This window comes from Bacillus sp. FSL M8-0350, assembly GCF_038593345.1.
GTDB lineage: Bacteria > Bacillota > Bacilli > Bacillales > Bacillaceae > Bacillus > Bacillus safensis.
The window spans coordinates 723639-749464 of the sequence record NZ_CP151985.1 but is presented as its reverse complement, the minus strand read 5'-3'; the positions used below and the strand labels follow the sequence as shown (position 1 = coordinate 749464).

The following is a 25826-nucleotide window of genomic DNA, read 5'->3' as shown; positions in this document are numbered from 1 at the left end:
TGATATCATTTTTTCTGACTAAGTTAAGAGAAAATTCTTTCAAACAAAAAAGACGACTCAAAATCGAGTCGTCCCTGTATGCCTATTACGTGATCGATAAACCAGCACTCGCATAGCCTGCTACAGTATTCACTAAGGATAGACCTGTAGCTGATGCGGAGAATACAACAAGCAATCGTGTTTCCGGTGTGACTGGTACATTTAGACCAGTCGCAATACCGTTTGCAATCGCACCCAGCGTTAAAACACCGGTTAAAGCTGGTGCTAATGTGACACTCGCTACTTGAGTGAAACTGTTATTTGGTGTCGGTGAAGCGAATAGACTAGCCGTTACGGTAATACTCGTGCCGACTAAAGAAAGAGCTGCTGTTGTGCTGAAATAGCCTGCAAATGACGTGATCGTCCCAGCTCTCGGAACTGAGAACGCCATGTTGAGTAAAGTGCCTGCAGCGCCTGTTAAATCAATTACTCCGCCTAAAATACTGACACCTGTCGCTGAGTTACCAAATCCGATCAAGCTGGATGTTCCAACAAGACCGCCTGCAATTGTTGTCAGGACAGCAGGTGTACCTGATGCAAACGGAATGATCGCACTCGATCCTGTCACTCCTGTTGGACCGGTGGCTCCTGTGGCTCCTGTACCTGTGACTCCGGTGGCTCCGGTTGCACCGGTTACACCCGTTGCTCCAGTTAAACCTGTAATACCCGTTACACCGGTCACTCCTGTTGCTCCGGTTGCTCCGGTTGCGCCGGTTAGACCTGTGGCTCCTGTGACTCCGGTGGCTCCGGTAACTCCTGTTTCTCCCGTCGCTCCGGTTAATCCAGTTGCACCGGTTGCTCCGGTAACCCCTGTTTCTCCCGTAGCTCCGGTTAATCCAGTTGCACCGGTTGCTCCGGTAACCCCTGTTTCTCCCGTCGCTCCGGTTATTCCAGTTGCACCGGTTGCTCCGGTAACCCCTGTTTCTCCCGTCGCTCCGGTTATTCCAGTTGCACCGGTTGCTCCGGTAACCCCTGTTTCTCCCGTAGCTCCGGTTAATCCAGTTGCACCGGTCGCTCCAGTCACTCCTGTAACTCCCGTCGCTCCTGTACCGGTTGCACCTGTAACGCCAGTCGCGCCTGTGATCCCGGTTGCACCTGTTGCGCCCGTATCACCAGTTACCCCAGTTGCACCTGTGACACCGGTGGCTCCGGTTGGACCAATTTCCCCCGTTGCTCCTGTAACGCCAGTCGCGCCTGCGGCTGCTAATAACGTATAATCTGGTGACGTATCTGGTGTGCCTGTTGGCGGTGCTGTGTTCACGATATAGGTTCCACCTTCATACGTGACCACTTGACCTACTGGATACGTTGGGGCTGCCGCTGGATCAAACGCCGTGACGCCGGCTAAGCCGACTCCCGTTGCTCCTGTGATCCCGGTTGCACCTGTTGCGCCCGTATCACCAGTTACCCCAGTTGCACCTGTGACACCGGTGGCTCCGGTTGGACCAATTTCCCCCGTTGCTCCTGTAACGCCAGTAACTCCGGTTGGACCAATTTCCCCCGTTGCTCCCGTGACGCCAGTGACTCCGGTTGGGCCAATTTCTCCTGTTGCTCCCGTCGCTCCTGTACCGGTTGCACCTGTAACGCCAGTCGCGCCTGCGGCTGCTAATAACGTATAATCTGGTGACGTATCTGGTGTGCCTGTTGGCGGTGCCGTATTCACGATATAGGTTCCACCTTCATACGTGACCACTTGACCTACTGGATATGTCGGTGCTGCCGCTGGATCAAACGCTGTGACGCCGGCTAAGCCTACTCCCGTCGCTCCTGTGATCCCGGTTGCACCTGTTGCGCCCGTATCACCAGTTACCCCAGTTGCACCTGTGACACCGGTGGCTCCGGTTGGGCCAATTTCTCCCGTCGCTCCCGTGACGCCGGTGGCTCCGGTTGGACCAATTTCCCCCGTTGCTCCCGTGACGCCAGTAACTCCGGTTGGACCAATTTCCCCCGTTGCTCCTGTAACGCCTGTTGCTCCCGTCGCTCCTGTACCGGTTGCACCTGTAACGCCAGTCGCGCCTGCGGCTGCTAATAACGTATAATCTGGTGATGTATCTGGTGTTCCTGTTGGTGGTGCTGTGTTCACGACATAGGTTCCACCTTCATACGTGACCACTTGACCTACTGGATACGTTGGGGCTGCCGCTGGATCAAACGCTGTGACGCCGGCTAAGCCGATTCCCGTCGCTCCTGTGATCCCTGTTGCACCTGTTGCGCCCGTATCACCAGTTACCCCAGTTGCTCCCGTAACGCCAGTGACTCCGGTTGGGCCAATTTCTCCCGTCGCTCCCGTGACGCCGGTGGCTCCGGTTGGACCAATTTCTCCTGTTGCTCCCGTGACACCGGTGGCTCCAGTTGGGCCAATTTCTCCTGTTGCTCCCGTGACGCCGGTGGCTCCGGTTGGACCAATTTCCCCCGTTGCTCCCGTGACGCCAGTAACTCCGGTTGGACCAATTTCCCCCGTTGCTCCAGTTGCACCCGTACCGGTAGCGCCTGTAACGCCAGTCGCGCCTACAGCGGCTAAAAGCGTATAATCTGGTGATGTATCTGGTGTACCTGTTGGTGATGCTGTATTCACAAGATACGTTCCACCTTCATATGTCACCACTTGCCCCAATGGATATCCTGGTGCTGCTGCAGCATCATACGGTACAACCCCAGTTAAACCCACGCCGGTGGCTCCTGTGGCTCCAGTTGGACCTGGATCTCCTGTGACACCTGTTGGCCCTGTACCTGTTTCCCCCGCTGCAGCTAATAATGTATAATCTGCCGACGTATCCGGTGTACCTAATGGCGGTACTGAATTGACGACGTACGTACTGCCATCGTATGTCACCACTTGCCCTACTGGGTAGGTTGGTGCTACTGCTGGATCAAATGCCAAGATGCCTGTTAAACCTACGCCTGTTGGACCGATTGGACCTGCTGGGCCTGCCGGACCCGCTGGACCCACTGCACCCGCTGGACCTGCTGGGCCTCTTCTTCCTCTCCCGCCTGGCGGACCTTGAATCACACAAACACAAGGATCTTTTCCGCAGCAAGGATTTTTTACTGGTTTCCTAGGCTTTTCTGATATCCCTTTTTTACAACTATCACATTCCCAGCCATCATCCTTATACGCATCATACCAGCTTCCTTTTTGGTAGTGGTCTGTCGAATGAGTTGGATATGTCTTACCACATTGCCTACATCTTTTCATGGAATCACCCCCATCCATCGTATTCATCATGACTGGGAAAGGTGTATGTACACTTTTATTTTTTTAAAATAATCAAAAGACCTTGCACTTTATGCACAAGGTCCTTCTTTCATTAAAGTCTCATCGTCATTTTTAAATCTTTTCCTACCATACTATAATCCATATCTACCGGCCGGATGGCTTCTTTTAATGATTTCGTACCTTCTCCTTCAAAGAAAGTAGGTGCATCTTTCCCTCCAATTAATAATGGTGCCATATAAATAATGACTTCGTTCACAAGTGATGCTTCTAAAAAGGATGCGCTCACACTCCCTCCCGCCTCTACAAGCACCGAGATCACAGAGCGCCTTTTCAGCATACGTAACACCGCATGAAGATCTGTCCGATTTTCTCCGCTTGTGACAAATACTTGATGTCCTTTTTGCACCAGTTGATGGTATTTTTTTTGATCATACTTGTTTGAGGTACAAATGATGGTTTCTGCCATATGATCATTTAAACATTTCGCATGAAGCGGAATCCTTAAGGTGGAATCTAAAATGACACGAATGGGCTGTGTCACGATTGAATCTTTTACAATAAGACCTGCATCATCTTGAATAATGGTTTCAACGCCTGTTATCACAGCATCTGCTTCTTGACGTAATTGCTGCACTTCATTCCTCGCTTCTGTCCCTGTAATCCATTTGCTTTCTTGATGAGCTGTTGCAATTTTCCCATCTAACGAAATGGCTGTTTTTAATATGACATAAGGAAGGTCTGATTGTATCGAATGAAAAAAAGGAAGATTTAAGCTGTCCGCTTCCCGCTTACATACCCCTTCTTCTACTTCTATCCCTGCCTGTTTCAACATCGTGACCCCTTTACCTGCTACAAGTGGATTTGGGTCCCCAGTGGCAATGACCACACGTTTCACCCCGCTCTTTATAATGGCTTCTGAGCAAGGGCCTGTTTTTCCATGATGCGAACAAGGTTCGAGCGTCACATATAGATGAGCCCCCTTCGCCTTATCTCCTGCCATTTGCAGCGCATGAATTTCAGCATGCGGCTCGCCCGCCTTCATGTGAGCACCAATTCCAACGATCTCACCTTTTTTGACTACCACTGCCCCGACAAGCGGATTTGGCGAGGTTTGTCCTTTCATGGCCTTTGCGTTGGCAATCGCTAGCTTCATATAAAAAACATCGTCTTTCATGTAAGTCTCCTTTCCTCTCTTTCAAGGGAAAGAACTCCTTCAGGGAATGAAGGAGTTCTATTCTCATGTGCTATATTTTTTCCATCCGTTTCTTTTCAGATCGATCATAGTAAGGCAAGGAATAAAAAAGTTTATAAGATGCTCGTTGTTTACAAAAACAGCATTTGCGACATTCATATTTATTAATGAGGAGCACATGCGGACAATTGAGTACAGACAGACCTTTTTTCATATGTTCCTTGCAAACACTTATCATGAGAATCCCCCGCTTACATTCTTTTTCTTAATGAGAGATTACTTCTTTCGGAAATTGTTCAAATAAGCGTAATACTTCGGTATGCGTCCCATCTTCTCGAACGTGATAAATCCCGCCGTCATATGAGCTTGCATATACATCATTGCCTAATTGTCTGATGGCACTAATCCCATTTTGGGCAATTCTAATTGGGCCGGTGTTGACATCCAGCTCTGGATTCCACACAACGATATAGCCCCAATAATCACCGCTTACAATATAGCCTGAGTCTGTGACTGTGACCGATTTAATCGAATACTGGTGTTCGTTATGCTGGTCTAAAATTCTTCCTGTATGCAAATCAAACAATCTCACATTCTTGTCGCGGCTGACAATGGCGATACGGTCTCGTTTACTATCAATAAAGACATCATTTAACAGCTCTGTCGCACCAATGTATTCCGCTTTTAAGGACAAACTCTTTTTATCTAAAAGACAGATGGTTCCTTCAACTGCTGCTGTGATGATAAGATCTCCTTCTACCTTTAATGCTTTAACCGCACAATCGTGTGCTTTGGAACGGCCGATTTCCTTTAAGTGTTCTGTCGAAATGACATGGACATAACCGCCGTAAGTTCCAATATAAAATTGACGATCCTCTTCGTGGAAATACACGCTGTTGACCGGACCTGTGTTAAGATCAAACGAAACCATTTGCTTTAATGACTCATGAACAATATGCACCTGACTTGCATGGTCTCCCCACGCATAATAGCTTCCATCCCGTGCAACAGCTACTCCATTTGTTAAAACGCCCGTCGATTTGGCAATTTCAATCCCGTTTTTTCTGAATTTTCCATCATCAGATGCGGTAATAATATCACCTGCATCAGTCAGCGCAATATCATTGATAGATGGTGTCGCCATTTCGATCTCATCTGATATGACTTTGCCCTTTTCGATCGACCATTCACAATATGTTTTTCCAAAGCTGGCTCCTAGTATTGACTTCTCATCCTCTGTCCAGACAAGCGAGCGCTCCCACTGATATTTATGAGGCAGCAGTGTATCGACTAAATCACCTGTTTCATAATTCCACAGCTTAATTAAATGGTCGTAGCCTGCTGTCAGCAAGTAATTGCCGCTTGGAGAAAAATTCACGCGCTTGACGCCCTGTAAATGGGCTTTGATGATTTTCTTCTCCTGTAAAGTAGCTGCATCGTAAATAATAACGGTGCCATCATCTCTGCCAAGTGCGAAAACTTCTTTTTGATTGCTGCCGCTGATTGTATCGAGCTCATAATCAAACGGGCCGATTTCCCCTACAATTTCTCCGGTTTCATACAGCCATACAAGGACATATCCATCATCACCTGTTGTATAAGCTTTATCACCATGTATCCATACAGCTAATACATCTTTGCTATGGCCATGGAATTCTCTTAAAATAGCGCCCGTTTCGATATCCCAGACTAAGCATCTTCTATCTCTGGACACGGATACAAGTAAAGTATCCTGCTTCGCAAAAGCGACGGCTTCTACATCATCTGCATGACCAAACAACGTGCGGATTCGAGTATTTGTGCCTGTATCATACAATTGAATCGTATAGTCTGACGATGCACTTGCTAAATACTTTCCGTTTTCAGAAAGAGATAAAGAGTTAATGATATGCTCGTGACTGCCAATAAACGTTCCTTCTCCTGTTTCCCGGTTCCACTGATAAATACAGCGGTCATAGCCGCCAGTGTAAACAATTTGGTCGTGCTGAGTTGATAAAACAGATGTAATTGGTCCTCTATGCATAGTTTTACACTCCCACCTTTATATGTTGTTTTTGACGAGTCACTAAACGAAAACCAGTAAATCGAAAAACGGGATCTGGGTGCTTCCCGTGTCTTCTTGCGACTCTGCATAAATCTCCGCCTCTTGCGAAAGAGCCGCCTTTTAAAATATAGTAATCACTTCCGAGTGTTTCCGTTAAATCATCGACGACCTCGATCCCGCCTTCATATACGTGATATTTGGTGTTGACCCATTCCTCGACGTTGCCTCCCATATCATAAAGACCAAATAAGGATCGGCCCTTTTCGTAATGACGGACAGGCGTCGTTTTTTCAATATTTGATTCGTGCGTATTGCAGTAAGAAGGATCAAACTCATCTCCCCACGGGTATTGATTTCTCGTGTTTCCCCGGGCAGCATACTCCCATTCTTCTTCAGTAGGAATCGAAACATCAATCCCAAGTTTCCCGCTCAGCCACTGACAGAACGAGAAGGCATCCTCAATGTCCATGCCCCAAGCTGGATGATCTTTTCCCCCGCCAAGCTCTTCGTTCGTTAAACTCTCCGGGTATGTCTGGCCTGTTTCATCACAATAGCTTTGATACAGTTCATTGCTGACGACCGTATCTGAGATAAAAAATTCGTTGATATACGGCTGATAGGACGGAAATTCTTTGTACAGCCATTTTTGAAATTTTTTCTCACGGCCGTAGGTTGGATTGAGCAGCTTGTCCTTCCAGAATTCTGCTGCCTTTTTCATATCTTCTTCATTACTTCCAATCGTTGCATAGCCGCTTGGGATTTGAATCCAATTGATATCAGGTTTCACGCTTTTCTCCCGCCTTCTTTCAATAAACTCGTCTATTGATTAATTAATTTCTTCTCATCGACCATATGCCCTGAGGCTGCTTTTGCCTTTAAATAGGCTTCATTGTAGAGAGAGGCTTCGACCGTATGATCAAACCGCAAAACAGGAAGACCATAAGCTGCAATAGAATCGACTTTATCTGGATTGTTCGTTAGTAAATGCAATGGTTTCCCTTTGTTTAAATAGTGCAAAACAGCTGCTGCTTCCTCGTAATGCCGATCATCATCCCCGCAGCCGATCAGGCGGTTGGCTTCAAAAGTATCCAGCTGCATCTCCTGTAATTTATACGTCAACGCTTTTGCCATCAGCCCAATAGACCGACCTTCTTGATTGGCCATATACACAAGCATGCCTTTTCCGTAATCGGTGATTTTCTTCAGCGATAATGCAAGCTGTGGACCACAATCACATTTCAGTGACCCAAACACATCTCCTGTTTGGCAGACACTATGGATTCGCACAAGCGGCGGCCGTTCATTTTCAAAGTCGCCAAATAAGAGACAAGAGGAAAAGGTTTGCTGCGCGGTACTCATTTGGACAATCGATTCGATCGTTGGTTTTGTATCCCGTTCAACAGGCGCGAAGGCATACCACTTAAATGGCACTTCTTCATGTTGAATGGAAATTGGCAAATTCACAGGCCCCACGAGCAAATAGTGTTTATCTTGAAAGGTAAAATGATGAATCATTGATTGTAATTCATCTACAAACTTGTTCATTAGTCTCCCCCCTATTCATCACTGCACCCAAATCGACTCCCATAGCGCAGTGATGGAGTGATGAATATGTGTACGCACTCCCTCAGCTTGTGTGCTCCCGCAGAAGAAAATGGGTGTGCGATGTCTCTCATCGCTTTAGACCTTGTCCTTTTCCAGTACAAAGGAGCAGAAATTTTGGTTCATATGCTTTATTTTCTGTCAGAGCAGCAAACGCTCTTGATTGGCAGACGCTCTTTCTTCCCATGAACTCCTCTGCTAGCTTTGAATCACTCACCTTTGTACTAGATTTTGACGGCAATGACATGATGCTGGCTTATTCCAGCCTTCGCTTGTAACGGTGATATGGATACAAGCTCAAGACCTGATGTACAAATTTTTTCGCCAAGCTGAGAATCTGAAAATGAAAAATGGAAACGGCCATCTTCTCCGATTAATCCTGTTTTCCACTGTTCTCCCCAGACAACAAGTGAAAAGACACCGCCTTCATGAAGTAAAGAAGAGACCTGTTTTAAATAACGTTCATGATCATCAGGATGTTGATGATGAAAGCAGCCATGATCTAAAATTAAATCAAACTGCATCCCGCGTCCCTGATCCATGGACCATGACATAAAATCTTGATGAACAAAATGGACAGGAACTGTTTCTCTTTTCTGTAACCCTGCCCACTCCTCATGCTCATACAGGTCGATACCGACATATGCGGAAAGCCCGCTTAAATGTTCTAGTGCACGGCCGTTGCCGCACCCGATATCCAGCACAGAAGCAAGTGCATTCTTTTCCCTTGAACGCCATGCCTTTAATGACATCACTGCTGCGTCTGTTAAGGATGGATCAGTAGACCACATATCTGTTCTTTGCTCATAATGCTCTTGGAATGCCAAGCGCATCTTTTCTAAATACAATCCACTGTCTTCATGGTACAAAGCCTTTTTCATCATGAAACCTCCTTCAATTCACAATCTTCTTTTCGGGCAAAGGTGGTTTTCAAGCCAAAAACCTTATGATAAAATGAAAGATGGATTTTTTAGGAAAATCTGTTTTTCTGAAAAAGGAGAGAAGCACCCCACATGTTCACTCTTCTTTTTCAGCATTCATCCTCATATGCAGCCGTTCGAAGGCCGCACCGCCTCAGCTTGTTCTCTCTTTTTTTCATATGAGTTCACCTCCTTTACCGTTCGATCAACTCACATTTCTTATTGAAACCGCTTTCTCTTTTTTATAAGGACTTAACGTCTTTTGGACAATCTCTTACACTGTGCTTTTAGTAGAAAGATCAATCTACTGTTTAGAATGGCGATCATTTTTTCTTCAAGTAAACGACGATTTGTTCAGTTCTAGTAGACATTTTTGTATCTAAGAGGCGCTTACGCTTTGGTTCTTGCCACCCCCTTTCACTAGATTATGCTTCGAATAAACCTGCCAGAAATTTAACAACTAATTCCATAATGACTGGATTAAGCCAAATATATTGTTTTTAGTTTATTTTGTCAACAAATTATTTCCTAAACATTAAAATGAATTTTCTAATTGAAAATAAAGGTAGTTTTCGTGGTTTTTTGACCTTAAAACACTTATTTCTACACAAAAATACAACTTAAACCAATAGAACTAAGAAATTTATCTACTAAATTACACAAGTTTTTTATTTAATTTTAAATCAAAATAGAAAGATGCAATAATTATTTCCCGAATGGTTTTTTGTGATATTTCGACTATTTTTTCTGATTCTTCTTGATTTTCATTGGTATAACGGCATTTTCAATTAGAGAGTTTACTATTTATTCCATACTTCTGTATTTACTTATTATCGTAAAAAAGATATATGTCTCTCTTTCAGACATAGAAGCATGAAAAAAAGCCCCTTACAAAAGTAAGAGGCTTTTTCGGTTGGCGTTTACGCCCAGTTTTTCACTTTTTCATGATCTGTGACAAAGAGAAGGACTTTCCCTTCGTCTAAATGTTCTTCAAATGTCTCAGCTTCTTCTTTTGAGAAACCAATTTCATGAATTTTATTGCGGAGCTCATCGCCCTTTTTACTAAAGATGTTCCCAACCGCATGTTTGAGTCCAACTTCTCTTGAGCCAATCGTATTGGCATCTGCATTACTTGCAATACGCTCTGTTCGGTCATCGTCATGGGACAGAACATAAATGTCCTCTCTTGCAACACCGAGTGCCTTTAATTGCTCTACATCTTTTTGAAGTGTTTCATCATTTGAATACTCTCTTACAACAGGTTTCATTTTATATTCCTCCTTTAACGTCTTACGAATCTTTTACCCGTCACTTTTGACATTAAACCTTCCACGAGCACATCCAAATTGCTTGATCGACGTACCATGTCTATCGACTTATTTTTGACAAAAAGCCTGTAAAAATGACTAAATTTTCTGAATTATTATGTTCAATCCTGTTGATTTGTTGTACAATTCTTATACTGGAGGCTAGAAATGAGGGAGAGCTGATGTATTACTTTTCAGCGGAGCAGCAGTTTAATGCTTGGGTTGTCAGTGATTTGGTGAAACAGCTTTTTCAAAAGTGGAATCCTGAAGAAGCAAATACAAAGCCGCTTACATTGTTTGCCGAACAGCACTTTCACATCTCCATTGATTATCTCTTTTCCATCATTATTAACATTGGAGATATCGAGTCAATTGAACAAGATCCACAAGACATGTTGTCCTCATACTTGAATATCCTTTTTCCTTTTGTGACGCGCGATATGATGAAAGCCTCCATGCAAAATGCAAACGAATATTTGTTAAAAGAACGTGATGCGGATGTGTATCAGCTGTTTGGCTGTCTCCCGCCGCTCCTCTCTGTATCTTTTCAGAAAAAGTAGTCCCTTAGATGAGATGGCGGCTGCTTTTTTGTGTGTGTTTTGAAAAGACCGTATGTTTTGAACGAAAAGAAGCATCATGTTAATGTAAATCTAGGCTGTAAGTGAAAGGGAGGATTTGACATGAGTCAACAAAAGCAAATTCAATTAGCTAAACGTCCAAAAGGATTACCTACAAAAGATGTTTTTCATTTTGAAACAGTAGATATACCTGTGCCGCAAGATGGAGAGGTCTTGATTCAAACGAAATATGTTTCTGTAGATCCTTATATGAGAGGACGAATGCAGGATACAAAATCCTATACACCTCCGTTCAAGCTAAATGAAGTGATTCAGGGCGGTGTCGTCGGAGAAGTCGTTGAGTCGAAATCGCCTCAATTTGAAAAGGGTGATTTTGTCCTTGGATTCCTTGGATGGCAAGAATACTCCACTGCCAAAGCTGAATCTCTGACTAAAATTGATCCGTCCATTGCGCCATTGTCCTATTATTTAGGGATTTTGGGCATGCCAGGGCAAACCGCTTACTTCGGCCTGCTTGCGATTGGCCAGCCAAAAGAAGGCGAGACGGTTGTCATTTCTGGAGCAGCAGGTGCCGTTGGTTCTGTTGTGGGACAAATCGCTAAAATCAAAGGCGCACACGTCGTGGGAATTGCCGGATCTGACGATAAACTCGCTTATTTAAAAGAATTGGGCTTTGATGAAACGATTAATTATAAAACAACAAATGATTTAGATGATGCCATTGCAAAAGCCTGCCCTAACGGCGTTGATGTGTATTTTGACAATGTAGGCGGCGAGATTTCAGATGCGGTGATGAATCATTTAAACCGTTTTGCACGCATTCCAGTGTGCGGCGCCATTTCTTCTTATAATATTAGCGCAAGCGAGGACATCGGACCGCGTGTGCAAACAAAACTCATCAAAACAAGCGCATTGATGCAAGGCTTCATCGTTGCCAACTATTCAGACCGTTTTGAAGAGGCAGCGAAGGATCTCGCACAATGGGTAAAAGAAGACAAACTCACATATAAAGAAACAATCATAGAAGGCTTTGACAACATTCCTGACGCATTCCTTGGACTATTCAAAGGAGAAAATGTCGGAAAACAGCTTGTCAAAATTTCATAACAAAAAAGGACCCTCCATGTGGAAGGGTCCTTTTCTTATGCCTGCTTGGGCGCAAGGTGCAGCTGGCCTTGCTTATACACAATTTCTTCAAGCGAAAGATTCAGCTTTTTCGCCATTTTTTTCAGCATTGATTGCTCTTGAGGTGTGACAAGGCTGATGACTGCGCCTTCTTTTCCTGCTCGTCCGGTTCTGCCTGAACGGTGGATGTAGCCCTCTTCATTTGGCATATCTGCATGAATCACATATGGCAGATCATCAATATCGATTCCTCTTGCTGCAATATCTGTTGCAAGGAGGAGCGGGAATTCACGCTGTTCAAATGATTTCAAGATCACAGCACGTTCAGCTTTTTTTGCTTCACTATGAAGGACACCAAGGTCGACATGATGGTACGCTAATTTCTCTGCATAAATGCTTAAGTTCGTAATGTCACGTACAAAAACGAGCGCCTGCATGTCCTCAAGCCGTGATAGCTTTTGCAGCAGTTTCACTTTGTCACGCTGATCACATAACAGATAATAGTGACCCACTTTCTGCGCTTCTTCCTCGCTTCTAGCAATTTTCAATACTTCTGGTTCAGATGTCATTTCTTTGATCAGCTGAACGGTTTCTTCTTTCAATGTTGCAGAAAAACAAAGGATTTGTCTTTCTTTTAATGTGGACTTAATGATTCCTTGGATCGTTTTCATATGCTCTGGCACAAGAAGCTGATCTGCTTCGTCTAATACAATCGTTTTGACTTCATGCATTTTCAGTTTCTTGATTTTGATTAATTCTTGTACTCGGCCAGGTGTCGCCACAACGATGTTCGGATGTTTCTTTAGTTTTTCTTGCTGCTTCTTGATGTTCGCTCCACCAATCAAGGAAACCGCTTTGATGTCTGATCCTTGTTTGAACTCTTGCACGACATCAAAGATTTGCATCACAAGCTCTCTTGAAGGTGCCAAGATTAAGACTTGCGGATGCTTAATATTGACATCAATTTTATTTAAAAGCGGCAGAACATACGCAAGTGTCTTCCCCGTTCCAGTTGGCGATTCTGCGATCACATCACGCTTCTCCGTAATCCACTCTGCTGTTTTTTCTTGTATAGCTGTTGGTTTTTCGAAGCCAGCCGCTTGAAAGTTTTCCTGAATAAATGGCTTTGCTTCTTTCAAAAATGCCCAATTTTCCGTCATGTCGATCTCCTTTATCCTCATTCAATCTATCCTTTAGTATCTCAAAATCAGCTTTGAAACGCAATTTTTCTTTTGATGCTTTTATCGAGCCGGACAGTTCGATATAATCATGAGAGGCACTAGCCGTTTTGAATCTATTTGAGGTGTAAAAAATGATATTATCTGTTAAAGATTTAAGTCATGGCTTTGGCGACAGAGCCATTTTCCACGAAGTGTCCTTCCGTTTATTAAAAGGCGAGCATGTCGGCTTAATCGGCGCCAACGGTGAAGGAAAGTCAACGTTTATGAATATTATTACTGGCAAGCTGGAGCCAGATGCAGGAAAAGTCGAATGGGCGAAAAATGTCCGTGTCGGCTACCTTGATCAGCATACCGTGCTAGAAAAGGGCAGAACGATCCGTGAAGTCCTTCAGGATGCATTCCATTATTTATTCTCCATGGAAGCCGCGATGAATGACATTTATGGCAAAATGGGTGAAGCCGATCCTGATGAGCTGGAAAAGCTGTTAGAGGAAGTTGGCGTCATTCAGGACGCACTGACAAACAATGATTTCTATATCATTGATTCTAAGGTCGAGGAGATTGCAAGAGGTCTTGGCTTAACGGATCTTGGACTGGACCGTGATGTGACGGAGCTCAGCGGCGGTCAGCGTACGAAGGTCCTGCTAGCGAAATTGCTGTTAGAGAAGCCAGAAATTCTCCTTCTCGATGAGCCGACCAACTATTTGGATGAGCAGCATATTGAGTGGCTGAAGCGTTATTTACAGGAATATGAAAATGCGTTTATCCTCATTTCACATGATATTCCGTTTTTAAACAGTGTTATTAACTTGATTTATCATGTTGAAAATCAAGAGCTCACGCGCTATGTTGGTGATTACGACCAATTTAAACAAGTGTACGAAGTCAAAAAGCAGCAGCTCGAAGCAGCCTATAAAAGACAGCAGCAGGAAGTGGCTGAACTAAAGGATTTTGTCGCAAGAAACAAAGCACGTGTCAGCACAAGAAATATGGCGATGTCCCGTCAAAAGAAACTGGATAAGATGGATATGATTGAACTGGCAGCAGAAAAGCCAAAACCAGAATTCCACTTTAAACCGGCACGTACTTCTGGGAAACTGATTTTTGAAACGAAAGATTTGGTCATCGGTTATGATGAACCGCTCTCCCGCCCATTGAATTTGAAAATGGAACGCGGGCAAAAAATTGCGCTGTACGGTGCTAACGGTATCGGAAAAACGACGCTGCTCCGAAGTCTTCTTGGGGAAATCACACCTATTTCTGGTGAGGTGGAACGTGGAGAATTCTTGCATATTGGCTACTTTGAGCAAGAAGTAAAAGAGCAAAACAGCAATACTTGTATTGAAGAAGTATGGAGCACCTTCCCTTCTTACACGCAATATGAAGTCAGAGCCGCTCTTGCAAAATGCGGATTAACGACAAAACATATTGAAAGCCGTGTGTCTGTATTAAGCGGAGGAGAAAAAGCAAAGGTCCGTCTTTGCAAGCTGATCAACGAAGAAACCAACTTACTTGTTCTCGATGAGCCGACAAACCACTTAGATGTCGATGCAAAAGAAGAACTAAAACGCGCATTAAAAGAATATAAAGGCAGCGTCTTATTGATTTCTCACGAACCTGAATTTTATCAAGATGTGGCAACCGAAACTTGGAATTGCGAATCTTGGACGACAAAAGTATTATAACGACAAAAAAGCCTTATATCTTCAAAAGATATAAGGCTTAGATGATTGTGACAAAGGGCTAAAATGATCTTTATTTTAGCCCTTTGTCTTCTTTCAGCGTGATAGAAAACCTTTGCAGTCTAGGAAGGACGGCTACCTTTGCGGAGCGAATTTGACATTCGTGAGCATCGGCGCACAGGAACTGACACCGAATGCGAGGGTTTGTCTACACGCTGAACTTTTTTCTAATTAATGACCTGCTTGGATATTCACCAAATGCTTACGTCCAAGGAGCAGAATAATCATGCCTAGAAGAACAACACCAGCCCCGACATAGTAAGGTGTACTTGCTGTATACGATTCAGCGAGAACTCCGGCAATCCAAGGAGCAATCGCGCCCCCAATAAACCGTACAGCACTGTAAGAGGATGAAGCAATTGAACGTTCAACCGGTGCTGACCCCATCACAGCTGTTGTGAGCACTGTATTGATCATACCGAGAATTCCCCCAGCAATGACAATTCCGCAGATCACGACCACAACATGAGACGTCCATATCCCAATGCCGAATAAAATTACAGCAAACGAAGCAAACAGAACCACAAGTGAAGTCAATGTCCCAAGTTTGCGATGAATAACCGGTGCTGAGAAGACGGAGGTCACAGCTAAAAATAGCCCCCATCCAAAAAAGACATAACCGAGTCCATGCTCATCAAGATGGAGCACAAATGGCGAATACGCTAAAAGCACAAAGAAACCAAAATTGTATAAGAAAGCGGCAGATGCCATCGTTAAAAGTCCTTTATATTTTAATGCTCCGACAGCCTCAAATAGTTTCACTTTTTTCTTAGGCTTTTGCATAGGTGGTAGCATAAAGGTAATCGCTAAAAGTGCAATAAGCATTAATACGGCAACGCCAAAGAAAGGCCCGCGCCAAGAAATTGTTCCAAGCTCACCGCCAAGCAGCGGTCCAACCGATATCCCAAGACCTAATGCTGCCTCGTATAAAATAATGGCCTTTGCACTTCCTCCAACAGATACACCGACAATGACAGAGAGTGCAGTTGAAATAAATAAAGCATTCCCAATGCCCCATCCGCCTCTAAAGCCAATCAATTCATTAATCGTTGAAGAAGTACCTCCTAAAGCAGAAAAAACAATAATAAAAATGAGTCCTACTAATAATGTCCATTTCGCACCAATCCGGCTAGAAATAAAGCCGGTGAAAAACATCACAAAGCCGGTCACAAGTAAGTAGCTTGTAAATAAAAGAGACACCTGACTTGGAGATGCATGTAATTGCGATGCAATGGCTGGCAGAATCGGGTCCACGAGTCCTATTCCCATAAACGAAATCACACACGCAAAGGCAACAGCCCAAACGGCTTTTGGCTGCCTAAGCAGACTTGTACGCTGTTTCAACACTTCTTCTTCCTTCATTCCATCAGAACCTTTCCTTCAAATGTTGACAAAATAAAATAAACACGCAGAGGTGTTTATTTTTGTAATTGCTCAATTGCATGAGCCGCTCTTTCTTTCATCGCTTCAAGATCCTTTTTAAAGGATTGAATAGTTTCAAGCTTTTTTGAAATCAATTGATGCTGCACAGTCAGCTGCGCCTCAATATCTAACAGCTTCTCTAATCGTTCCTTTGGATCAAGCGACAGCAAGTAGCCTTCTTTATTCAGCTCTAGCTGCTTTCCGATTTCCATAAACGATTGAAGCTCCTGTAAAGAAAAGCCGAGTACCTCTTTTGCCTGCATCACTTTCTCTAGCTCTTCCATGTCGTCCTCTGAGTAAAGTCTGACTCCGCCCTCTGTCCGCTTTGGTGCTGATAATAAACCAATCTCTTCATAGAAACGAATCGTCCGTTTTGTTAGTCCGCTTCTTTTCGCCACTTGATCAATTTTCATCCATTCCATCACCAGTGCCTCCTGCTCATCAATTCATGTTTTATTATACACCTTTATAACCTTAACGTAAACGTCAAATTTTTAACCCTTGATTTCCTTTATGTTTTATCGCAGAATAAATAGTAATAATTACGATTTATAGGAGGTAATATATGCGTTCATTTCCATCTAAAGAAGAGCGGCACCAGCTATTCGGATCTGTACCGCCAAGTCTTGGCACAAAGCCTTGGCAAAAAGAGGACATGACGGACATTCAAAAAACAGAGCAGGACTTTTATTTTCATCTTGAACAAGTCGGGATCTGCCGCATGTCCTATCCGGTGCATATCGTATCTAAAACAGCACCACAGCACCAGACAACTACTGCTGAATTTTCACTGAGTACTTCCCTGCCAGCCCATCAAAAAGGCATTCATATGAGCCGTCTCACTGAACAGCTGCACTCGTTTTATGAGAGCAGCAAGCCGCTTGATGTGAATGCCCTAAAAGAATTGACGGCAGCGATCGCCCGGAAAATGAGTCAACCCTCTGCTTCCGTTCAAGTTTCCTTTCCATGGTACATGGAAAAACAGAGCCCAGTCACCGGTCAGTCAGGCTTGATACATGCGACTATCAAATATGACGTCCATTTTCATGAAAAGGACGGATGGACCTGTCACGTCGGCTGTAATGCACAGGTCACGACATTATGTCCTTGTTCCAAGGAAATCAGTGAATATGGTGCACATAATCAGCGCGGATCTGTTTCCATTCTAGTAGGATTGTTTGAACAAGCATCGCATCCTGACGACATCAAGGCCGCTCTTTTACATATCATTGAGTCCAATGCAAGCGCACCGCTTTATCCCGTGCTCAAAAGACCTGATGAAAAGAAAGTGACGGAAGAGGCTTATGAAAATCCGCGCTTTGTAGAAGATATCACAAGATTAATTGCCATCGAATTATATGAGCAGCCATGGATTAAATCCTTTCAAATCGAGTGCATAAATGAGGAATCCATCCACCAGCATGATGCGTATGCCAAATGCTCCTATGAAAAAAACCTGTAGATTGCTCTACAGGTTTTTTATTTCCACTTCTTTATTCATTTAATTCCTCAATCATAAGCGACAGTTCTGTCCAGCGGTCCATTGCTTGTTCTAGTTCTTCCGCAACGGCTTTTTGTTCGTCCATCAGCTCTTGAATTTTTCCAAAATCACTTCCTGCTTCTACAATGCTGGTTTCGAGCTGCTGATGTTTTTCCTCTAATGCCTGTATCCGGTCTTCAATCCCGTCCCATTCAAGCTGATCTTTATAAGAAAGTTTTTTTCTCTTTTTAGGTGCGGCTTCTACTTGTTTCTCAGCAGGCTTTGTCTCTGTCCGCTTCTGCTCTTTTTCCTGTTCCATATAATCGCTGTAAGCACCTTGGAAGTGTGAAATGCGCCCATTTCCTTCAAAGACAAGCAGACGGTGAACCACTCGGTCTAAGAAATAACGATCATGGGACACGGTGATGACGACTCCAGGGAACTGCTCTAAATAATCTTCTAAAATACTGAGGGTCTCTGTATCAAGGTCGTTCGTCGGCTCATCTAAAAAGAGAACATTCGGCTCTTCCATTAAGACCTTCAATAAATACAATCTGCGGCGTTCTCCCCCTGACAGCTTACGAATATACGTCCGCTGCATCGATCTTGGAAAAAGGAACCTCTCTAGCATCTGCTCTGCTGTGACAATAACGCCATCAGACGTCTTGACGATTTCAGCTGTTTCCTTGATATACTCAATGATGGTCAGCTCAGCATTCATTTCCTTGTGATCCTGCGTGTAATAGCCAATACGAACGGTTTGTCCAATGGTCAATTGTCCTGAGGTCGATTCAATCTTACCCGCTAGACAGTTCAGCAGAGTGGTTTTGCCGACTCCATTCGGTCCGATGAATCCGATACGATCACCCGGCACGACTAAATCTGTAAACCGCTCCACAAGGGTCTGGCCAGCAAATGAAATTGATAAGTCTTCTGCCTCTATCACTTGTTTCCCCAAGCGGTGCGAGCCGATGGCAAAATCAAGCTCTCCCTTCGCATCAGGTCCTTTTTGATCTTTCAGCTCTTCGACTCTGCCGATACGTGCTTTCTGCTTTGTCGTTCTTGCTTTTGCTCCTCGTCTCAGCCATGCAAGCTCTCGTCTAAGCAAGTTTTGACGCTTCGTTTCTTTCACCTGAGCCTCTGCTTCCCGCTCCGCTCTTTTTTCTAAAAAGACTTCATAATTTCCTTTATACGTATAAAGCTGCCCTTGATTTAACTCATAAATCCGATTGACCACCCGGTTTAAGAAATAACGATCGTGCGTCACGAGAATGACAGCACCGCTATATTGGCTTAAGTATCCTTCAAGCCATTCAATGGTGGCATTATCAAGGTGGTTGGTTGGCTCATCTAAAATCAGCAAACCTGCAGGCTGAATTAAATTTTTAGCAATGGCGACACGTTTTTTCTGTCCGCCTGACAATGCATGTACAGAGCGGCTCACATCTTTCACGCCAAGCTTTGTCAAAATCGTTTTAGCTGAAAGGTTCGCATCCCAAGCATCTTCCTGATCCATTCGATTTTGCATGCGCATCAGCGCCTCTTGTTTTGCCTCATTTTGCGGGTCATGCTCTAAATCGGCGAGTGCCTGTTCATACGCCTTCATCGTTTGAATCATTGGTGCCGTTCCAGAAAAAATGTAGTCAAGAATCGTTTCATTTCCGGTCATTTCAGGATCTTGCTCAAGAAATTCGATATCAAGTGTCCCTGCTTTCGTGATGTCACCTTCCTCAAACGATTCAAGTCCCGCGATGACCTTTAGAAGTGTTGACTTCCCTGTACCATTTGGTCCAATCAATCCGATGCGTTCCTTCGGTTCTATATGAAACGAAATATGATCAAACAGCGTTTTCTCGCCATAGGTTTTATATAATCCTTCAACATTCAATAAACTCATTTTATCAGCCCTTACATAGATTCTTCCTTTATTTTAAATCAGCCAGTAGCAGAAAACTAGTTTTAAAAAACCCGCTGCTGAAAAGAATGTTTCCTTTTGATGCTCGATACACTATGAAGAGGTGATCTAAAGATGATAACCATTAGCTTATGTATGATTGTGAAAAATGAAGAGGAAGTGCTGGCGGAATGCCTTTCTTCTGTTCAAGACATTGTCGATGAGATAATCATCGTTGATACGGGATCAACAGATCAAACAAAAGAGATCGCTCATTCCTTTTCAGCAAAGGTGCTGGATTTTGAATGGGTGCAGCATTTTGCAAAAGCACGTAACTTTGCTTTCTCACATGCAGCGAAAGAGTATATTTTATGGCTCGATGCTGACGATGTTCTGCTTGAAGAAGACCGCCAAAAACTGCTTCAACTCAAGCAGACACTTGATCCCTCAGTGGATGCCGTTTCGATGTTTTATCATGTGGGCTTCGATGAAAGCGGTCAAGTCAATTTCAAATATAGAAGAAATCGCCTTGTGAAGCGTTCCTTAAACTTTCAGTGGTACGGGGCCGTTCATGAGTTTCTTCAAGTGTATGGAAACATCTTTCCAGCAGATATCGCCGTCACACATCAAAAACGCAAGAAAACAACTGCTGGTGAGCCTGGGCGCAACTTGCGAATTTATGAAGACATGCTGGCAAAAGGAGAGGACATGACGCCCCGTGATCTCTTTTATTTTGCCAATGAATTAAGAGACAATGGGCAGCATGTCAGAGCGATTCGTTTTTATCATGAATTTTTAAACACAAAACAGTGCTGGATTGAGGATGAAATTCGCACATGCCAATATTTAGCGGACTGCTATTATGCGGCAGGCTTTGAGGAAGCGGCCTTATCCTCCTTATTACGATCCTTCTTATATGATCAGCCCCGGCCAGAATTTTGCTGCCGGATCGGGGATCATTTAAAAATACAAAATAAACATCAGGCAGCCATCTTTTGGTATGAGCAGGCGCTGAAGGCTCCTGAAAACGAAACAGCCTTCACACTTACACAATATAAAACGTGGTATCCTCACCTTCAGCTTTGCTACTGTTATTATCAGCTCGGTGACCTGGAGCAAGCCAAAATACATCACCATGCCTCCTCCGCCCATCATCCGACTCATCCAAGTGTGCTGTACAATGAAAAAATATTTGCTGATCAGACATAGATCGTCTGACACCACATCCGCCTTCGATCTCACGGCGGATGTCTCTTTTTATACACTTATTCGGTTGTGACGTTTAACACTTTAGTGATTTAAAGCGTTTTTCAACCAATTGACTAAATTGTCATTTGCGCATATACTAACATTCGTCTTACGAAAAGATTTATCCATTAGGAGGTCAACATGAGTTCTTTATTTAGAAAAAAATCTCTCGACCAGCTCATGCTTGAAAGTCAAACAAAGCGGCTCAGCCGTTCGTTGAATACGTTTGATTTAATCTTGCTTGGCATTGGCTGTGTGGTCGGGACTGGAATCTTTGTCATTACGGGGGTTGCTGCGGCAAATGATGCGGGACCTGCGATTATTATATCTTTTATTTTGGCTGCGATTGCATGCGCCCTTGCTGCTTTTTGCTACGCTGAATTCTCCTCATCCATTCCTGTGTCAGGAAGCGTTTATACGTATTCCTACGCAACACTTGGAGAATTTCTCGCCTTTTTAATGGGCTGGGATCTCATGCTTGAATATGTCATTGCGCTCTCTGCTGTAGCAAGTGGATGGTCGTCCTATTTTCAATCACTGCTCAGCGGATTTGGCCTGCACATACCGAAGGCTTTATCAGCTGCACCTGGAGCCGCTGACGGGGCCGTCTTTAACCTTCCAGGCGCACTCATTATTTTGCTCATCACCTTTATCGTCTCAAGAGGAGTCAAAGAAAGCACAAAGCTGAATAACATTATTGTGCTGATCAAAATTGCCATCGTCCTTCTCTTTATCATTTCAGGCTTTGCTTACGTTAAACCTGAAAACTGGACACCGTTTATGCCAATGGGCTTCCATGGCGTGATTGCTGGAGCGGCAACTGTCTTTTTTGCTTACCTTGGATTTGATGCAATCGCTAATGCATCCGAAGAAGTTAAAAACCCGCAAAAGGCGATGCCAATTGGAATCATCGGTGCGCTCGGTGTTTGTACGATTTTATATATCGGGGTTTCATTCGTCTTAACTGGCATGGTTCACTATACGAAACTGAATGTCAGTGATCCTGTCGCATTTGCTCTTCAAGTGGTTGGCCTGAATAGTGTCGCTGGCATTATATCCGCAGGTGCTATTATCGGGATTACGACAGTGTTAATAGCACTTGTCTACGCTCAGGTTCGTTTAACCTTTGCCATGAGCCGAGATGGACTCATGCCGAAAATCTTTTCAAACGTTCATCCAAAATCTAAGACACCGGTTGCCAACACTTGGCTGACAGGCGCTGTTGCGTCATGTATCGTTGGATTCGTCAACTTATCAACACTTGCTAATTTAGTCAGCATCGGTACACTTGCGGCCTTTACGGTGATCTCTATCGCTGTGATCGTACTCCGGAAAAAACATCCGAATATGAATACAGCTTTTAAAGTACCCTTTGTCCCTGTCCTTCCTATAATTAGTGCGGTCATTTGTATGATCTTGGCTTTCACACTGAAATGGGAAACATGGAGAGCCTTCCTCATCTGGATCGTCATCGGTGTTGTTGTCTATTTCACCTATGCAAGACGAAAAAGCCATCTTAATGAAACACATTAGAAAAGAGACACGGGGATTCCCGGTCTCTTTTTTTGCTTAAATCACGCTGTTTTTGACTGAATTTGAGTCCACCATATCTGGATCTAACACGCTTGAAATCGGAATGACAAGCGGTGAACAATCTCCATTGTCCTCACCAAAACCTTGATTCAATTTCATTGAGAGAAAATAATCAATCTGCTGATAAGGTCCTAGCGTCAGTGATGCACCCCGATCCATTGCATTGATTTTAAAAGCACCGACATTGACGACTGAGGGTGAGAATAACATCACACGTCACTTCCTTTGAATGGGTTTAGCTGCTGGCGAAAAAGAGGCAGGTGAGTCCACTTGATCTCGATCATCTACATGGCTTTTTGTACCGACAAAACCGCTGGCATCTCCAAAATTCTGTCCGTAACCCTGATTTTTTTTATCTGAGTTTTGCCACTCTGCTAACAAATTTTGTCCGACATTCACCGCCGACGCATTTTCAAAGGAATTAATTTTTAACATGAAAATATTAATATTGATATACGGAGTTGGTTGAACCACAGATAAACCTCCTTTTTATAGGTATATGCAAGCACCCATCAAGTATGTTAACGGGAGGTCTTCACATGGACTTCGAAAAAATGAAGCAGTGGATGGATATTGCCCAGCAAATGCATGGAGATGATTTTTGGAAAATGATCTTCGATGATGAGCAAAGATCCCCCTTTATGGCAAACGGTCCATCTCCATTTACATTCACACAGCAGGATCAGCGGGGTTCAGATGCGTCGTTTCCTCCAATCGACATGGTGGAAACCCATGCAGAAATTCAATACTTAATTTACTTGCCTGGCTACCGAAAGGAAGATGTTCAGGTGTTATCATATGGTGAATATTTGGTTGTGAAAGGACAGCGTTTTTCCTTTTTTAATGAACAGGACTTTCGCCAAAAGCAAGGGAAGTATGGTCCGTTTGAAAAGAAAATCCGCCTTCCAGAAATGATTCTTGGTCAAATGAATGCTGCCTTTAAAGACGGTGTTCTTTACATCCGCCTGCAAAAGGATGAAGGAAAAGCGACGGCTATCATCATAGATGACGAATATTGATACTCACTGCGTCTATTTGATCACGATCATCAATTGTTTCAATTGGCAGGATCGTGATCACGCCATCAGCATTCTGTTCCCCAAAGCCATTGTTTCGTTTGATCGTACTGCAATGATTGCGAACAAACGTCGAGCCAAATGTCATAGATGATCCTGTGCCAATCGAATTCGTTTTCATATGGGCAATGTGAATCTGAGTAGGCAGCATATGCTTCTCCCCTTTCTTGTCATCTCTATAAGTATATACGGGGCAGCTTTTCCATAGACTAGAGTAAGGCGGAAGAAAAGGTTGTGGTCTACTTGAAACATTTCATTCAATCACTCTTTAAAAAAATTGAATCCAATCCATCCCCATCTGTCATTGAGCTAGAAAAAAGACTCGCCGCTCTTGAGCAAAAAATGTCTGCACCAGCTGCTCCTGTCTCAGAGGATACACACATCCATATCGAATCCCTGCGAGTGGACAAAATTGACTACCATTTAGAATTTGGGGAGCTTTCTATTGACCAGCTTCAAGGCAGGCTCAATATTGGGGCAACCTATTACACGCCAAAGGACACATGCATCAAAAAATCCACACAAACACCGAAGCCAAAAGAAACAAAAACACCGGTTGTCTCGATTCGATCAAAGCCTTCATCTTCTTAAGGCGCTCAGCTTTTCAGCACTACCGGCAGCCAGAAATAGACTGCTAGAACAATCGCAACAATACTGATGATGTTTAACCAAAAGCCTGCCCTGACCATATCAGATATTTTCAGCACGTCCGCACTAAAGACAGCGGCGTTTGGCGGTGTGGAAATCGGCAGCATAAACGCACAAGAGGAAGCCAAAGCAGCCGCGGCCATTAAACCATACGGCTCTATGCCAATTGCGAGACCAAGCCCCACAGTGATTGGAATCACCATATTGGCAACAGCTGTATTAGACATAAATTCAGTCATAAAAAGAACAGCCGCTGTTAAAATGACAACGATCATGAAATAAGAAAGACCGTTTAACAGTTGAAGCTTTTCCCCCATCCAGCCCGTCAAATCGGTTTCTGCAAATCCAGTAGCAAGCGACAAACCGCCCCCGAATAAAAGCAGCAATCCCCAAGGAAGCTGTTTCATATCAGGCCATTCTAGGATTCTCTCACCAGTAGTTGATGGAATGAGAAAAAGCAGCATCGCACCAAAAATCGCAATGGATGTATCAGATACATAGAGATTTCCAAACAAAAGGGATTTAAAAATCCATAAACACGCTGTCATGAGAAAAACCGTAAGAACCCACTTCTCCTCTTGTTTAATCCTCCCCAAATCCTTCAAATCCTTTTGAATGAAATGTGCTGTCATATCACTCCGATGCTCCACTCGAAACTGAATCTTTGTTAAATACACATATAAAAGAAACAGCATGACGACCGTGACAGGAAAGCCAAATAAAAACCATTCAAAAAACATAACTTCACGATCCAATAACTTTTTGGACATTGCGGCAAACACTGCATTTGGTACTGTGCCAACGAGTGTGGCCAAACCGCCAATGGAAGCAGAATACGCAACGGACAGCAGTATGCTCTTACTAAACTTTTCAAGCGAGAGGCCTGTCAACATCTGATTCGCTTTCACCTCTTTAATGATCGCCAGTGCCACAGGAAGCATCATTAAAGCAGTCGCTGCATTTGAGATCCATAATGATAAAAAAGCCGTAGATACCATGATACCAAGGACGATACGATCACTTCTTGTACCAATGAAGCTGAGGATATGCAGCGCCATTCGTCGATGCAAATGCCACTTCTCAATCGCAATCGCAATCATAAAACCGCCCATATACATAAAGACAATCGGATCACCATAAGATTTTGCCGCTGCATCCATCGGCAGCCCTCCAAGTGTTGGCAGCAAAATAATCGGCAAAAGAGATGTTGCTGGAATTGGCAAAGCTTCTGTCACCCACCAAGCAGCTGTCCAAGCTGTAACGGCAAGTACCACCTTAGGCGCATAGGCCAGTTCAGTCTCTGGGATGAACAGCATGAGGATGACAAATAAACACGGTCCAAGCAATAATCCTATGATATTGACTTTTTGATATGCGATGAAACATCCCTCCATTTTGTCATCGCTTTCAAGCGATTTCGTCCTTATGTTCCTTCGATGATCTAAAGTGATTTCCTTTTTGCGATGAACAGGTAGAAAGGCATGTTTAACACAGGGAAATTCGGCACCCCAAATGGCA

General features: G+C 43.9%; 23 protein-coding genes. 8 read left to right on the top strand and 15 right to left on the bottom strand.

Features of this window, described 5'->3' with window-relative positions; all coding sequences use genetic code 11:
• Positions 1-85: 85 nt before the first annotated feature.
• The 7 genes from NSS80_RS03745 to NSS80_RS03715 form a co-directional block, all read right to left on the bottom strand.
• Positions 86-3235 carry an exosporium glycoprotein BclB-related protein gene (locus NSS80_RS03745; RefSeq protein WP_342498421.1) on the bottom strand — a complete coding sequence of 1050 codons (3150 nt, stop codon included), beginning with the start codon at positions 3233-3235 and terminating at the stop codon, positions 86-88.
• A 112-nt stretch (positions 3236-3347) separates the two neighbouring features.
• Entirely contained in the window at positions 3348-4430 is a 1083-nt protein-coding gene (gene ribD, locus NSS80_RS03740; RefSeq protein ID WP_317222133.1) for a bifunctional diaminohydroxyphosphoribosylaminopyrimidine deaminase/5-amino-6-(5-phosphoribosylamino)uracil reductase RibD, read from the bottom strand.
• 283 nt (positions 4431-4713) lie between these two features.
• A complete protein-coding gene (locus tag NSS80_RS03735; RefSeq protein ID WP_317222134.1) occupies positions 4714-6471 on the bottom strand; it encodes a WD40 repeat domain-containing protein in 1758 nt (585 codons plus the stop codon).
• Between the two features lie 4 nt (positions 6472-6475).
• A complete protein-coding gene (locus tag NSS80_RS03730; protein ID WP_024424597.1) occupies positions 6476-7279 on the bottom strand; it encodes an SUMF1/EgtB/PvdO family nonheme iron enzyme in 804 nt (267 codons plus the stop codon).
• 32 nt (positions 7280-7311) lie between these two features.
• Positions 7312-8037 (bottom strand): GTP cyclohydrolase II, encoded by a 726-nt coding sequence (locus NSS80_RS03725; protein ID WP_024424596.1) that lies wholly within the window; start codon positions 8035-8037, stop codon positions 7312-7314.
• A 281-nt stretch (positions 8038-8318) separates the two neighbouring features.
• Positions 8319-8975, bottom strand: a complete 657-nt coding sequence (locus tag NSS80_RS03720) for a methyltransferase domain-containing protein (RefSeq protein WP_317222136.1) — start codon at positions 8973-8975, stop codon at positions 8319-8321.
• A 959-nt stretch (positions 8976-9934) separates the two neighbouring features.
• Complete coding sequence (locus NSS80_RS03715) at positions 9935-10282, bottom strand: general stress protein (protein ID WP_024424592.1); 348 nt, start codon at positions 10280-10282, stop codon at positions 9935-9937.
• Positions 10283-10503: 221 nt separating this feature from the next.
• Between NSS80_RS03715 and NSS80_RS03710 the strand changes: the two genes are divergently transcribed.
• Together NSS80_RS03710 and NSS80_RS03705 are read left to right on the top strand one after the other, a co-directional pair.
• Positions 10504-10881, top strand: coding sequence for a YfmB family protein (locus NSS80_RS03710; RefSeq protein WP_024426642.1), 378 nt, complete (start codon positions 10504-10506; stop codon positions 10879-10881).
• A 120-nt stretch (positions 10882-11001) separates the two neighbouring features.
• Positions 11002-12006 carry an NADP-dependent oxidoreductase gene (locus tag NSS80_RS03705; RefSeq protein ID WP_034282733.1) on the top strand — a complete coding sequence of 335 codons (1005 nt, stop codon included), beginning with the start codon at positions 11002-11004 and terminating at the stop codon, positions 12004-12006.
• Positions 12007-12041: 35 nt separating this feature from the next.
• Here NSS80_RS03705 and NSS80_RS03700 read toward each other — a convergent pair whose 3' ends face one another.
• On the bottom strand, positions 12042-13184 hold the full coding sequence (locus tag NSS80_RS03700) for a DEAD/DEAH box helicase (protein ID WP_024426644.1): 1143 nt from the start codon (positions 13182-13184) through the stop codon (positions 12042-12044).
• A 152-nt stretch (positions 13185-13336) separates the two neighbouring features.
• Between NSS80_RS03700 and NSS80_RS03695 the strand changes: the two genes are divergently transcribed.
• Positions 13337-14890 (top strand): ABC-F family ATP-binding cassette domain-containing protein, encoded by a 1554-nt coding sequence (locus NSS80_RS03695; RefSeq protein WP_024426645.1) that lies wholly within the window; start codon positions 13337-13339, stop codon positions 14888-14890.
• A gap of 228 nt (positions 14891-15118) precedes the next feature.
• Here the strand turns inward: NSS80_RS03695 and NSS80_RS03690 are convergent, their stop codons facing one another.
• Entirely contained in the window at positions 15119-16309 is a 1191-nt protein-coding gene (locus tag NSS80_RS03690) for an MFS transporter (RefSeq protein WP_317222138.1), read from the bottom strand.
• Positions 16310-16365: 56 nt separating this feature from the next.
• Positions 16366-16791: a MerR family transcriptional regulator gene (locus NSS80_RS03685; RefSeq protein ID WP_024424586.1), complete on the bottom strand. Its 426-nt coding sequence runs from the start codon at positions 16789-16791 to the stop codon at positions 16366-16368.
• Between the two features lie 143 nt (positions 16792-16934).
• Between NSS80_RS03685 and folE2 the strand changes: the two genes are divergently transcribed.
• The gene (gene folE2, locus NSS80_RS03680) at positions 16935-17831 is read left to right on the top strand and encodes a GTP cyclohydrolase FolE2 (RefSeq protein ID WP_317222139.1); all 897 of its coding nucleotides are present in this window, start codon (positions 16935-16937) and stop codon (positions 17829-17831) included.
• Positions 17832-17862: 31 nt separating this feature from the next.
• Here the strand turns inward: folE2 and NSS80_RS03675 are convergent, their stop codons facing one another.
• Entirely contained in the window at positions 17863-19746 is a 1884-nt protein-coding gene (locus NSS80_RS03675) for an ABC-F family ATP-binding cassette domain-containing protein (protein WP_070326792.1), read from the bottom strand.
• Between the two features lie 132 nt (positions 19747-19878).
• On the opposite strand from NSS80_RS03675, the gene NSS80_RS03670 reads away from it, so the two are divergent.
• On the top strand, positions 19879-20952 hold the full coding sequence (locus tag NSS80_RS03670; protein ID WP_024426649.1) for a glycosyltransferase family 2 protein: 1074 nt from the start codon (positions 19879-19881) through the stop codon (positions 20950-20952).
• A gap of 180 nt (positions 20953-21132) precedes the next feature.
• Positions 21133-22524, top strand: coding sequence for an amino acid permease (locus NSS80_RS03665; protein ID WP_025092665.1), 1392 nt, complete (start codon positions 21133-21135; stop codon positions 22522-22524).
• Positions 22525-22560: 36 nt separating this feature from the next.
• Here NSS80_RS03665 and NSS80_RS03660 read toward each other — a convergent pair whose 3' ends face one another.
• Both NSS80_RS03660 and NSS80_RS03655 read right to left on the bottom strand, forming a co-directional pair.
• Positions 22561-22794: a hypothetical protein gene (locus NSS80_RS03660; protein WP_008344178.1), complete on the bottom strand. Its 234-nt coding sequence runs from the start codon at positions 22792-22794 to the stop codon at positions 22561-22563.
• A 6-nt stretch (positions 22795-22800) separates the two neighbouring features.
• Positions 22801-23058: a hypothetical protein gene (locus tag NSS80_RS03655; protein WP_003213975.1), complete on the bottom strand. Its 258-nt coding sequence runs from the start codon at positions 23056-23058 to the stop codon at positions 22801-22803.
• A gap of 65 nt (positions 23059-23123) precedes the next feature.
• Here NSS80_RS03655 and NSS80_RS03650 point away from each other — a divergent pair, with 65 nt between their 5' ends.
• Positions 23124-23603 (top strand): Hsp20/alpha crystallin family protein, encoded by a 480-nt coding sequence (locus tag NSS80_RS03650; protein WP_024424582.1) that lies wholly within the window; start codon positions 23124-23126, stop codon positions 23601-23603.
• Here the strand turns inward: NSS80_RS03650 and NSS80_RS03645 are convergent.
• The gene (locus tag NSS80_RS03645) at positions 23584-23811 is read right to left on the bottom strand and encodes a hypothetical protein (RefSeq protein ID WP_039177063.1); all 228 of its coding nucleotides are present in this window, start codon (positions 23809-23811) and stop codon (positions 23584-23586) included. The two genes, NSS80_RS03650 and NSS80_RS03645, sit on opposite strands and share 20 nt — an antisense overlap.
• A gap of 92 nt (positions 23812-23903) precedes the next feature.
• Here NSS80_RS03645 and NSS80_RS03640 point away from each other — a divergent pair, with 92 nt between their 5' ends.
• On the top strand, positions 23904-24251 hold the full coding sequence (locus NSS80_RS03640) for a hypothetical protein (protein ID WP_046314051.1): 348 nt from the start codon (positions 23904-23906) through the stop codon (positions 24249-24251).
• A 5-nt stretch (positions 24252-24256) separates the two neighbouring features.
• Here the strand turns inward: NSS80_RS03640 and NSS80_RS03635 are convergent, their stop codons facing one another.
• The gene (locus NSS80_RS03635; RefSeq protein WP_342498420.1) at positions 24257-25702 is read right to left on the bottom strand and encodes a DASS family sodium-coupled anion symporter; all 1446 of its coding nucleotides are present in this window, start codon (positions 25700-25702) and stop codon (positions 24257-24259) included.
• Positions 25703-25826: the final 124 nt, after the last annotated feature.

Bases quoted from the DNA above. Each gene is read 5' to 3' on its own strand.
- NSS80_RS03720 (WP_317222136.1), bottom strand. From the start codon at position 8,975: ATGAAAAAGGCTTTGTACCATGAAGACAGTGGATTGTATTTAGAAAAG.
- NSS80_RS03635 (WP_342498420.1), bottom strand. From the start codon at position 25,702: ATGGAGGGATGTTTCATCGCATATCAAAAAGTCAATATCATAGGATTA.
- NSS80_RS03670 (WP_024426649.1), top strand. From the start codon at position 19,879: ATGATAACCATTAGCTTATGTATGATTGTGAAAAATGAAGAGGAAGTG.
- NSS80_RS03745 (WP_342498421.1), bottom strand. From the start codon at position 3,235: ATGAAAAGATGTAGGCAATGTGGTAAGACATATCCAACTCATTCGACA.
- NSS80_RS03715 (WP_024424592.1), bottom strand. From the start codon at position 10,282: ATGAAACCTGTTGTAAGAGAGTATTCAAATGATGAAACACTTCAAAAA.
- NSS80_RS03660 (WP_008344178.1), bottom strand. From the start codon at position 22,794: ATGTTATTCTCACCCTCAGTCGTCAATGTCGGTGCTTTTAAAATCAAT.
- NSS80_RS03705 (WP_034282733.1), top strand. From the start codon at position 11,002: ATGAGTCAACAAAAGCAAATTCAATTAGCTAAACGTCCAAAAGGATTA.
- NSS80_RS03735 (WP_317222134.1), bottom strand. From the start codon at position 6,471: ATGCATAGAGGACCAATTACATCTGTTTTATCAACTCAGCACGACCAA.
- NSS80_RS03665 (WP_025092665.1), top strand. From the start codon at position 21,133: ATGAGTTCTTTATTTAGAAAAAAATCTCTCGACCAGCTCATGCTTGAA.
- NSS80_RS03725 (WP_024424596.1), bottom strand. From the start codon at position 8,037: ATGAACAAGTTTGTAGATGAATTACAATCAATGATTCATCATTTTACC.
- NSS80_RS03650 (WP_024424582.1), top strand. From the start codon at position 23,124: ATGGACTTCGAAAAAATGAAGCAGTGGATGGATATTGCCCAGCAAATG.
- NSS80_RS03685 (WP_024424586.1), bottom strand. From the start codon at position 16,791: ATGGAATGGATGAAAATTGATCAAGTGGCGAAAAGAAGCGGACTAACA.
- NSS80_RS03675 (WP_070326792.1), bottom strand. From the start codon at position 19,746: ATGAGTTTATTGAATGTTGAAGGATTATATAAAACCTATGGCGAGAAA.
- NSS80_RS03695 (WP_024426645.1), top strand. From the start codon at position 13,337: ATGATATTATCTGTTAAAGATTTAAGTCATGGCTTTGGCGACAGAGCC.
- ribD (WP_317222133.1), bottom strand. From the start codon at position 4,430: ATGAAAGACGATGTTTTTTATATGAAGCTAGCGATTGCCAACGCAAAG.
- folE2 (WP_317222139.1), top strand. From the start codon at position 16,935: ATGCGTTCATTTCCATCTAAAGAAGAGCGGCACCAGCTATTCGGATCT.
- NSS80_RS03700 (WP_024426644.1), bottom strand. From the start codon at position 13,184: ATGACGGAAAATTGGGCATTTTTGAAAGAAGCAAAGCCATTTATTCAG.
- NSS80_RS03690 (WP_317222138.1), bottom strand. From the start codon at position 16,309: ATGAAGGAAGAAGAAGTGTTGAAACAGCGTACAAGTCTGCTTAGGCAG.
- NSS80_RS03645 (WP_039177063.1), bottom strand. From the start codon at position 23,811: ATGCTGCCTACTCAGATTCACATTGCCCATATGAAAACGAATTCGATT.
- NSS80_RS03710 (WP_024426642.1), top strand. From the start codon at position 10,504: ATGTATTACTTTTCAGCGGAGCAGCAGTTTAATGCTTGGGTTGTCAGT.